The following is a 10,896-nucleotide window of genomic DNA, read 5'->3' as shown; positions in this document are numbered from 1 at the left end:
AAGGCTCCCAGTAGACGACTGGGTTGATAGGCCAGATATGGAAGCCGGGTGACCGGTGGAGTTGACTGGTACTAATAGGCCGAGGGCTTGTCCTCAGGTGCTCGCGTCCACTGTGTTGGTTCTGAAGCAATGAACCGTCTGACCGCCCCGTTGTGGGTTGGGTCCGGTTTAACTTCATAGTGTTTCGGTGGTTATAGCGTTAGGGAAACGCCCGGTTACATTCCGAACCCGGAAGCTAAGCCTTTCAGCGCCGATGGTACTGCAGGGGGGACCCTGTGGGAGAGTAGGACGCCGCCGAACAAATTTTGCAGAGAGCCCTGCCGGGACTTCGGTCACCGGCAGGGCTCTTCTCTTGTTGTGTTGCGAGCCACTCGGTGTTCATGTTGTCTGGGCACGATGCCGCTCATGGGGACTCCTACGGATGAGCTGCTGCATGAGTTGACCCGGGCGCGTGTGCGACCGGGCGACGAGGTCATCGTGCCGTCCTACGGCACTCCCGAGGCCGCGGAAGCGGTACTGCTGGCCGGTGCCAGGCCGGTGTTCGTGGACATCGACGCCCATACCTACTGCATAGACCCGGCCGCGGTGGCCCGGGCGCTGACGCCCAGGACCGCGGCCATCGTGGCCATTCACACCTTCGGACATCCCGCCGACATGGCGGCCCTCACCGAGCTCGGCCAGCGGCACGGCGTGCTGGTGATCGGACACGGGGCTGCCGGCGAGCCCGCCGGGGAGATACTGCGGCGGCAGGCCAACGCGGCTTATCTGGACGGAAAGCTGCGGGGCGTCCTCACGCCGCCTGTCGCGCCCGGTGTGGAACACACCTATCAGCAATACGTCGTCCGGGTTCCCGGCAACGGCCGGCCGGACCGGGACGCCTTCGCCCGTACGCTGCGTTCTCGCGGCGTCGTATGCCATGTGCCCGTACAGACGCCCGCGCACCGCACCGCGCGCTTCCGGCGCGATCTGTGGCTCGCTGAGACCGAGCGCGCGGCCGACGAGTGCCTGGCGCTGCCCGTCGATCCGACCATGTCGCGGCGCGAGTTGCAGCGCGTGGTCTCGGCCTGCAACGCGCTGGGCGGGCTGCTCCAGTCAGCCGCCTGAGCCAGGGGGTGAGTGGTCGGGAGCGCACCCGAGTTCGGGTATGATCGATCTCGTCGACGCGCCCCAATAGCTCAGTCGGCAGAGCGTCTCCATGGTAAGGAGAAGGTCTACGGTTCGATTCCGTATTGGGGCTCTCCTGCGAAGGCCCCCGCCAAGTGGCGGGGGCCTTCGTCATGCTTCGGGCGTCATGCTTCGGGCATCGCCGGGGCGACCCGGCGATGCCCGGGAGCCTCAGGCGTCGGCGGGCTCGGGCTCGGGGACGCGCATCGCCAGGATCGCCATGTCATCGGACGGCGGCTCCGCCGCGAAGCGCTCGACCGCCCGCAGCACCCGGGCGGCCACCGCGCCCGCCGTAAGGCCGGTGCAGGTCGTGAGGACGTCGAGGAGGCCGTCGTCGCCGAGCATCCTGGTGCCCTCGCGCCGCTCCGTCACGCCGTCAGTGACGCACAGCAGCACATCGCCCGGGTCGAGCGTCACCGTCTGCTCATACAGCTCGAGGTCCTCCATGACGCCGAGCAGCGGCTGGGGCTCGGCCGCCGCCTCCACGCTGCCGTCCTGGCGCAGCCGGAGCGGCAGCGGATGTCCGGCGCAGACGACCTTGAGCACGGCGCTGCCGTCGTGCTGCGGCCACAACTCGCCGTAGAGGAGGGTCAGGAAGCGGCTGCGGGCGCCCTCGTCGAGGATCGCCGCGTTGAGCCGCTCCAGGACCGCCGGGCCGCCGAAGCCCTCGCGGGCGAGCAGCCGAAGGGCGTGCCGGGCGAGTCCGGTGACCGCGGCGGCCTCCGGTCCGGTGCCGCAGACGTCGCCGATGGCGAAGCCGTACGCCCCGTCGCGGATCGGGAAGAGGTCGTAGAAGTCGCCGCCGACCTCGTTGCCCTCGCCCGCCGCGCGGTAGATGACCTCGACCTCGACTCCGGGGACCTCGGGCTGCTCGGGCGGCAGCAGACTGCGCTGGAGGGACTGGCTGATCGCGGTGCGCTCCGAGTAGAGCCGCGCGTTGTCCAGCGCGAGCGCGGCACGGCGGGAGAGGTCCTCGGCCAGCTCCAGGTTCTCCTGGCGGAAGTGCTCGTCGGTGGGCTTGCCGAGGATGAGCATGCCGATGACGCGGTTGCGGGCCACCAGGGGCAGCACGACCGTCTCCCCGCCGACCGCGGAGGCGGTCGCGAGCGAGGCGCCGGGGCCGGAGGAGGGGCGGGCGGAGTCGCCGAGGCTCAGGCTGCGCAGCGAGGTCCGCAGAGCGGCTGCGTGGGCCGCGTCATAGGGGCCGGACCAGCTGCGGGCGCCGCCGGTGGGCACCTGCTCCGGTGGGTCGATCTTCATCAGCAGGGCCTTGAGCCCGTCGATGCGGTCCTCGTCCTCATGCAGAACGTACGACAGCTCGGGCTCGGACACCTGGTCGGCGACCGTATAGACGGCGCACCAACTGGCCAGCGTGGGCACCGTCATCTGAGCCATGAGCGCCAGTGTCTGATCGCGGTCCAGCGTGCCCGCGAGGAGGTCGGACGCCTCGACGAGGAAGGACAGGGAGCCGCGGCGCAGCCGCTCCAGCTCGGTGAGGCGGGCGCGCTCGACGGCGAGGGCGATGCGGTCGGCGGCGAACTGTAGCCGCAGGGCCTCTTCGTTGCTGTAGCGGGCGGGGGACTCGGCGGCGACGCCGAGCGAGCCGGTGAGCCGGCCCTCGACCTTCAGCGGGACGGTGACCACGGAGCGCATCCCCGTGTTCACCAGCAGGGGAACGGCGCCGGGCACCGCGGACAGGTCCTCGTGGACGGCGGGCATCCGGGCCGAGCCGTAGCGCCCGGTGCCCGCTTCGACGGGGACCCGGGCGAAGCGCTGGCGGGCGGAGGGCAGCCCGGTGGAGGCGCGGACCTCCAGCTCGGTCTCGTCGTCGGTGGCGAGCAGGAGGTACGCGGCGTCGCCGTCGAGCATGTCACGGGCCCGCTCGACGGTGCGCTGGAGCAGTCCGTCGAGGTCGTCGGGGGCCGGGGAGCCGATGAAGACCTCGAAGGCGTCGGTGGCCGGGCCCCGCTCGGCGGTTTCGGCGGTGTCCACGTTCGCACCGCGCATCGGGCTCTGGAGCACGGCGCGCTCGAGGTCGCGCACCAGCAGACAGACGGTGGAGGGCTCGCCCTCGGCGTCGCGGATGCGCAGGTGGGACGCGTAGACGGGGGAGACCCGGCCATCGGCACCGCGGATGCCGTAGGAGCCCTCCCAGCGGGAGAGCAGGAGCGCCTCGGCGACGCCGGTGCCGGTGCCGGGGGTGTGCGGCCAGGCCGCCAGGTCGGTCAGCGGCTTGCCGATGATCTGTTCCGGATGGTAGCCGAACAGCTCCTGAGCGTCGTCGTTCCAGGCGCTGATCAGTCCGCCGCTGTCGACCTGGACGACGCCGACCCGGACCCGCGAGTCGGCGATGGGCAGGGCGCTGGAGGGCAGGGCGGGCCCGGCGGCCCGGGTGCCGGCCGGGCGGTCGGGGAAGTCGAGCTGGAACCAGACCTGCTTGTGGGTCGCGGTGTACTCGACGCCCCAGCGGGCGGCGAGCGCGGCGCACAGGAGCAGGCCGCGGCCGCCCTCGCGGTCGGGATGCCCGAAGTGGTGGCCGCCGTTGCTCTGGAGCGGGACCTCGCGCTCGGGGTAGCGATCGGCGACCTCGACGCGCACACCGGTCTCGGCGCGGATGCAGACCACATCGGCGGTGGTACCGGCGTGCACCACCGCGTTGGTGACGAGTTCGCTGGTCAGGACGACGGCGTCGTCCACGATATCGGTGAGGCCCCACCCCTGGAGGGTGTCCCGGACAAAGGTGCGGGCGGCGGCGACCGAGCGTCCCACCGGCTCGAAGGTGGCGGCTGCCCGCGCGGTGATCACAGGTCTCCTCATAAGTGTCTCGGCGAACTGCTCACCCATGTCGCAGCGCCCCTCCGATGCCCTGGCCGGTTGCCAGGTTACTTACCACCGATGCCTTCGCGAATGCCGGTCGGCTTGGATTCCACCCAGAGGTGCCCTCGGCGGTGTGGGATGCTGCCGAACTGTTATGGCCTGGTTGGGGCATGGTGAAACACTGGGGAAGCTGGAAGAAGAACCCGACGAGGACGGTCAACCCTGCGGGAGGGACACGGTGGAGTCTGGCGCAGCGGCGCGGGGCACGAATACGCGCGCGAAAGGCGGACGGTCCCGGAGCAATGGGACGACCGAAGTGGAGACGGCGGCCCTGAACCGGCTGCTGACCGCGATGACGGCCATGCGGGACGGGAACTTCCGCAAGCGGCTCACGGTCTCGGGCGAGGGAGTGATGTCCGAGATCGCCGCGGTCTTCAATGAGGTCGCGGACCGAAATCTCCAGCTCACGGGCGAGCTGACCCGGGTGCGGCGGGTGGTCGGCCGGGAGGGCAAGCTCACCGAGCGGCTGGAGACCGGCGCCTGTGAGGGCCAGTGGGCCGCGGCCATTGACGCGTCCAACGCCCTGGTGGACGATCTCGTACGGCCGGTGTCCGAGGTGGGCCGGGTGCTGTCGGCGGTCGCCGAGGGCGACCTGGAGCAGCGCATGGACCTGCGGGCCCAGGGCTCCGACGGGTCGGCGCATCCCCTGCGGGGCGAGTTCCTGAAGGTGGGCCGCACGGTCAACGGCCTGGTGGATCAGCTCTCGGCGTTCACCGACGAGGTGACGCGGGTCGCGAGCGAGGTCGGCACCGAGGGCAAGCTGGGCGGTCAGGCCCGGGTGCGCGGAATGTCGGGTTCCTGGAAGGACCTCACGGAGTCCGTCAACACGATGGCCTCCCGGCTCACCGCCCAGGTGCGTGACATCGCTCTCGTCACCACGGCGGTGGCGAAGGGTGATCTGTCCCGGAAGGTCACGGTTCATGTGTCCGGGGAGATGCTCGAGCTGAAGGAAACCGTCAACACGATGGTGGACCAGCTCTCCTCCTTCGCCTCCGAGGTGACCAGGGTCGCCCGTGAGGTGGGCACCGAGGGTGAGCTCGGCGGCCAGGCGAAGGTGCCGGGCGTCGCGGGCGTCTGGAAGGACCTCACCGACTCCGTCAACCTCATGGCCGGGAACCTGACCGCGCAGGTGCGCGGGATCGCCCAGGTCACCACGGCGGTCGCCAACGGCGATCTGTCGCAGAAGGTGACGGTGAGCGCACGCGGCGAGGTCGCGCAGCTGGCCGACACGATCAACACCATGACCGAGACGCTGCGCACCTTCGCGGACGAGGTCACGCGGGTGGCCAGCGAGGTCGGCGCCGAGGGGCTGCTGGGCGGTCAGGCGCAGGTACCGGGTGCGGCGGGGACGTGGAAGGATCTCACCGATTCGGTGAACACCGCGTTCCGGAACCTCACCGCGCAGGTGCGGGACATCGCCCAGGTGACGACGGCGGTGGCGAACGGCGATCTGTCGCAGAAGGTCACCGTCGATGTGGCCGGCGAGATGCTGGAGCTGAAGAACACCGTCAACACGATGGTGGACCAGTTGCAGTCGTTCGGTGCGGAGGTGACGCGGGTCGCCCGGGAGATCGGCGTCGAGGGCGAGCTGGGCGGTCAGGCGCAGGTGCCGGGCGCCGCCGGTACGTGGAAGGACCTCACCGACTCGGTGAACACCGCCTTCCGGAACCTCACCGGACAGGTGCGCAACATCGCCCAGGTGACGACGGCGGTGGCGAACGGTGATCTCTCGCAGAAGGTCACCGTCGACGTCTCCGGCGAGATGCTCAAGCTGAAGAACACCGTGAACACCATGGTGGACCAGCTGTCTTCGTTCGCCGACCAGGTCACCAGGATGGCGCGGGACGTGGGCACCGAGGGCCGGCTGGGCGGTCAGGCCCGGGTGGACGGGGTCAGCGGCGTCTGGGCGGACCTTACCGACTCCGTGAACTCCATGGCCGGGAACCTGACGGCGCAGGTGCGCGGTATCGCCCAGGTGACGACGGCGGTCGCGCGCGGCGATCTGTCGCAGAAGATCGAGGTGGACGCGCGCGGCGAGATCCTGGAGCTGAAGAACACCATCAACACGATGGTCGACCAGCTCTCCGACTTCGCCGAGCAGGTGACCAGGGTCGCCCGCGAGGTGGGTACGGACGGCCGGCTGGGCGGTCAGGCGCAGGTGCCTGGTGTGGCGGGCGTCTGGCGCGATCTGACCGACTCGGTGAACGGCATGGCGGGCAACCTGACCGCCCAGGTGCGCAATATCGCGCAGGTGGCCACGGCGGTCGCGCGCGGTGACCTCTCCCAGAAGATCGACGTCGATGCGCGTGGCGAGATCCTGGAGCTGAAGAACACCCTGAACACGATGGTCGACCAGCTGTCGTCCTTCGCGGAGGAGGTCACCAGGGTCGCCCGCGAGGTGGGCACCGAGGGCCAGTTGGGTGGCCAGGCCGAGGTGCAGGGCGTCTCCGGGACGTGGAAGGACCTCACCCAGTCCGTCAACAGCATGGCCAACAACCTGACGTCCCAGGTGCGTTCGATCGCGGAGGTGACGACGGCGGTCGCCAAGGGCGATCTGTCGAAGAAGATCACCGTCGATGCCAAGGGCGAGATCCTCGAGCTGGTCACCACGGTCAACACGATGGTGGACCAGCTGTCGTCGTTCGCCGAGCAGGTCACCCGGGTGGCCCGTGAGGTGGGCACCGAGGGGCAGTTGGGCGGCCAGGCGCGGGTTCCGGGCGTGACCGGTATCTGGAAGGACCTGAGCAACAACGTCAACCTGATGGCCAACAACCTGACCATCCAGGTGCGAAACATCTCGCAGGTCTCGGCCGCGGTCGCCAACGGCGATCTGACGAAGAAGGTGACGGTCGAGGCGCGCGGCGAGGTCGCGGCGCTCGCCGACACCGTCAACACGATGGTGACGACGCTGTCCTCGTTCGCCGACGAGGTCACCCGCGTGGCCCGCGAGGTGGGCACGGACGGCATCCTGGGCGGCCAGGCCCGGGTGCCCGGCGTCTCGGGGACGTGGAAGGACCTCACCGAGTCCGTGAACTCGATGGCGTCCAACCTGACCGGCCAGGTCCGCAACATCGCGATGGTCACCACGGCCATCGCCCAGGGTGATCTGACCAAGAAGATCGACATCGAGGCGCGTGGCGAGATCCTCGAGCTGAAGACGACCATCAACACGATGGTGGACCAGCTCTCGTCGTTCGCCGACCAGGTGACCCGGGTGGCCCGTGAGGTGGGCACCGAGGGCCAGCTGGGCGGCCAGGCGCGGGTGCGGGACGTGGCCGGTACCTGGAAGGACCTGACCGAGTCGGTGAACGAGATGGCCGGGAACCTGACCCGTCAGGTGCGCGCCATCGCCGAGGTGGCCACCGCGGTGACCCGCGGCGATCTCAACCTCAAGATCGACGTGGACGCCTCCGGCGAGATCCAGGTCCTCCAGGACCACATCAACACCATGATCGCCAACCTGCGCGAGACCACGCTCGCCAACAAGGAGCAGGACTGGCTCAAGGGCAACCTGGCCCGGATCTCCGGTCTGATGCAGGGCCGCCGCGACCTGGAGGACGTCGCCCGGCTGATCATGAGCGAGCTGACCCCGGTGGTCTCCGCCCAGCACGGTGCGTTCTTCCTGGCCGTACCGCCCGGCGAGGGCACCGATGTGGTCGCGGACAGCACCTCCGACGACGGCTACGAACTGCTCCTGGTCGGCTCCTACGGCTACACCCAGGGCTCGATGCCCAACCGCTTCAAGCCCGGTGAGACGCTGATCGGCACGGTCGCCGAGGAGAAGCGCCCGATCCTGGTGGAGAACGTGCCACCGGGCTACCTCAAGATCGCCTCGGGGCTCGGTGAGGCGGCTCCGGCCCATGTGATCGTGTTGCCGGTGCTCTTCGAGGGGCAGCTGCTGGGCGTGATCGAGCTGGCCTCGTTCCAGCCGTTCGCCCAGATCCAGAAGGACTTCCTCAACCAGATCGCCGAGATGATCGGCACCAGCGTCAACACCATCAGCGTCAACACCAAGACCGAGGTGCTGCTGAAGCAGTCGCAGGAGCTGACCGAGCAGCTGCGCGAGCGGTCGGCCGAGCTGGAGAACCGGCAGAAGGCCCTCCAGGCGTCCAACGCGGAGCTGGAGGAGAAGTCCGACCGGCTGGCCCGTCAGAACCGCGACATCGAGGTGAAGAACACCGAGATCGAGGAAGCCCGGCAGGTGCTGGAGGAGCGCGCCGAGCAGCTCGCGGTCTCGATGCGCTACAAGAGCGAGTTCCTGGCGAACATGTCGCACGAGCTGCGCACGCCGCTCAACTCGCTGCTGATCCTGGCCAAGTTGCTCGCCGACAACGCCGACGGCAACCTCTCGCCGAAGCAGGTGGAGTTCGCCGAGACCATCCACGGCGCGGGCTCGGACCTGCTCCAGCTGATCAACGACATCCTGGACCTGTCGAAGGTCGAGGCGGGCAAGATGGACGTCAGCCCGACCCGTATCGCCCTGGTCCAGCTCGTCGACTACGTGGAGGCCACCTTCCGGCCGCTGACCGCCGAGAAGGGCCTGGACTTCTCCGTAAGGGTGTCGCCGGAGCTCCCGGCGACGCTGCACACCGACGAGCAGCGGCTGCTCCAGGTGCTGCGCAATCTGCTGTCCAACGCGGTGAAGTTCACCGACAGCGGCGCCGTGGAGCTGGTCATCCGGCCGGCGGGCGCGGATGTGCCGCACGCCATCCGGGAGCAGCTGCTGGAGCACGGTGCGCTGCGCGACGCGGACGCCGACATGATCGCGTTCTCGGTGACCGACACCGGTATCGGCATCGCGGCGAGCAAGATGCGGGTGATCTTCGAGGCGTTCAAGCAGGCCGACGGAACCACCAGCCGTAAGTACGGCGGCACCGGGCTGGGCCTGTCCATCAGCCGGGAGATCGCCCGGCTGCTGGGCGGCGAGATCCACGCGGCCAGCGAGCCGGGCCGCGGCTCGACGTTCACGCTCTACCTGCCGCTGCACCCCAGCGAGCTGCCGCCCCAGGGCTACCCGCAGCTCGCCCCGAGCAGCTCGGCCCCGCTGGCGCTCGAGGCGTTCCCCAGTGCCGTGGAGGAGCCCACGGAGAACGGCGCCGCGGCGGAGCGGGAGGAGGCCGCGGAGGACGCCTCCGAGGGCTCCCAGGCGGCGCGCGGCCGTGGCGGTTCCGGGCTGTTCCGGCGGCGTCAGCGGGCCGAGCAGGAGGCGCCGCGTACCGACGCGGAGCAGGCCCCGCCGCAGCCGGAGACGGAGTCGGGCGCCCGGTCGGCGGGCCGCCGACCGGGACGGCAGGCGCAGGCCCCCGAGCCGTGGCTGCTGGGCGGCCAGGACCTGGTGGCCCCGGAGCCGGCGGGTGGCTTCCACGGCGAAAAGGTGTTGATCGTCGACGACGACATCCGTAATGTCTTCGCGCTGACCAGCGTCCTGGAGCAGCACGGGCTACAGGTGCTGTACGCGGAGAACGGCCGGGAGGGCATCGAGGTCCTGGAGCAGCACGACGATGTCGTACTGGTCCTCATGGACATCATGATGCCGGAGATGGACGGCTACGCCACGACGGCCGCGATCCGCAGGATGCCGCAGTTCGCCGGGCTGCCGATCATCGCCCTCACCGCGAAGGCGATGAAGGGCGACCGGGAGAAGAGCATCGAAGCGGGCGCGTCGGACTACGTCACCAAGCCGGTCGACACCGATCATCTCCTTACGGTGATGGAGCAGTGGATGTCGGATGAGTGACCCGAGGCACGCGCGGGGCAACCGTGGTGTTGACTGAGTGTCGCCGAACACGTGTGGGAACGCGGTATTCGGGGAACCTTCTGGTCTCCCACCGCGTTTCTGCTACGTGCACAGTGACATCGCGGTGACAGGGTGTGGCGAACAGCGGGGTGCGGCTACCATGACCGGCACAAGGACGGGCGGCGCAAGGGAGCCGTCCCCTGGGGCGGCGCCCGGTGCTTCCCCCAGCGCTGCGAGCTGGGGAGACCCCAAGCCGGGACGAGGAGGACGGGGCATGGTGCAGAAGGCCAAGATCCTCCTGGTCGATGACCGGCCGGAGAATCTGCTGGCGCTGGAGGCCATTCTCTCCGCGCTCGATCAGACCCTGGTGCGGGCATCGTCAGGGGAGGAAGCGCTCAAGGCGCTGCTGACGGACGACTTCGCGGTGATTCTGCTGGACGTCCAGATGCCGGGCATGGACGGGTTCGAGACCGCGGCGCACATCAAGCGCCGGGAGCGGACCCGCGACATCCCGATCATTTTCCTCACGGCGATCAACCATGGCCCGCACCACACCTTCCGGGGCTACGCGGCCGGCGCGGTGGACTACATCTCCAAACCCTTCGACCCGTGGGTGCTCAGAGCCAAGGTCTCGGTCTTCGTGGATCTCTACATGAAGAACTGCCAGCTGCGGGAGCAGGCGTCGCTGCTGCGCCTCCAGTTGGAGGGCGGTCAGCCCGCCGCCGGGGAGGCCAAGGAGTCGGCGGGGCTGCTCGCCGAGCTGTCCGCGCGGCTCGCCGCCGTCGAGGAGCAGGCCGAGGCGCTGTCCAAGCAGCTGGACGAGTCGGCCGACGCGGCCGCCGTGGCCACCGCGGCCCATCTGGAGCGCAAGCTGACCGGTCTGCGGCGGGCGCTGGACGCGCTGGAGCCGGGCGCGGGCAGCGGCGCCGGCCAGGTCCCCTCGCAGAACTGATCCGCCCGCCCCGCCGTCACCGTCGGTCGGTCATCGCCGACCGGTCACCCGCACTTTGACGCGATGTCACGGCCGTCTCACCGCCTCGTCGGCGCGGCGGCACCGGTGTGACGTCAGTGGTGCCTGATACCCCCGCCATGCGTGCTCCGTACGGCGGACGCGGGTA

Annotated in this window: 4 protein-coding genes, 1 tRNA gene and 2 rRNA genes; 6 read left to right on the top strand and 1 reads right to left on the bottom strand. The window is 69.7% G+C overall.

From position 1 onward, the window contains the following. The 4 genes from ABD329_RS28995 to ABD329_RS28980 all read left to right on the top strand — a co-directional run. Positions 1-95: ribosomal RNA gene (locus tag ABD329_RS28995) — 23S ribosomal RNA — on the top strand; the annotation flags it as partial. Between the two features lie 88 nt (positions 96-183). Continuing rightward, positions 184-300 (top strand): 5S ribosomal RNA (gene rrf / locus ABD329_RS28990). 105 nt (positions 301-405) lie between these two features. Further along, entirely contained in the window at positions 406-1,104 is a 699-nt protein-coding gene (locus tag ABD329_RS28985; protein ID WP_198278645.1) for a DegT/DnrJ/EryC1/StrS family aminotransferase, read from the top strand. A 60-nt stretch (positions 1,105-1,164) separates the two neighbouring features. Beyond that, a tRNA-Thr gene (locus tag ABD329_RS28980) sits at positions 1,165-1,237 on the top strand. Between the two features lie 98 nt (positions 1,238-1,335). Here the strand turns inward: ABD329_RS28980 and ABD329_RS28975 are convergent. Continuing rightward, the gene (locus tag ABD329_RS28975) at positions 1,336-3,969 is read right to left on the bottom strand and encodes a SpoIIE family protein phosphatase (protein WP_198278646.1); all 2,634 of its coding nucleotides are present in this window, start codon (positions 3,967-3,969) and stop codon (positions 1,336-1,338) included. 250 nt (positions 3,970-4,219) lie between these two features. On the opposite strand from ABD329_RS28975, the gene ABD329_RS28970 reads away from it, so the two are divergent. Beyond that, positions 4,220-9,778 (top strand): HAMP domain-containing protein, encoded by a 5,559-nt coding sequence (locus tag ABD329_RS28970; RefSeq protein WP_198278644.1) that lies wholly within the window; start codon positions 4,220-4,222, stop codon positions 9,776-9,778. 274 nt (positions 9,779-10,052) lie between these two features. Then, entirely contained in the window at positions 10,053-10,730 is a 678-nt protein-coding gene (locus ABD329_RS28965) for a response regulator (protein ID WP_020868040.1), read from the top strand. Positions 10,731-10,896: the final 166 nt, after the last annotated feature.

The organism is Streptomyces javensis (genome assembly GCF_039525925.1).
Classification (GTDB): Bacteria; Actinomycetota; Actinomycetes; order Streptomycetales; family Streptomycetaceae; genus Streptomyces; species Streptomyces asiaticus.
The sequence above is the reverse complement of the archived record's forward strand: the minus strand, read 5'-3'. Positions and strand labels throughout refer to the sequence as shown.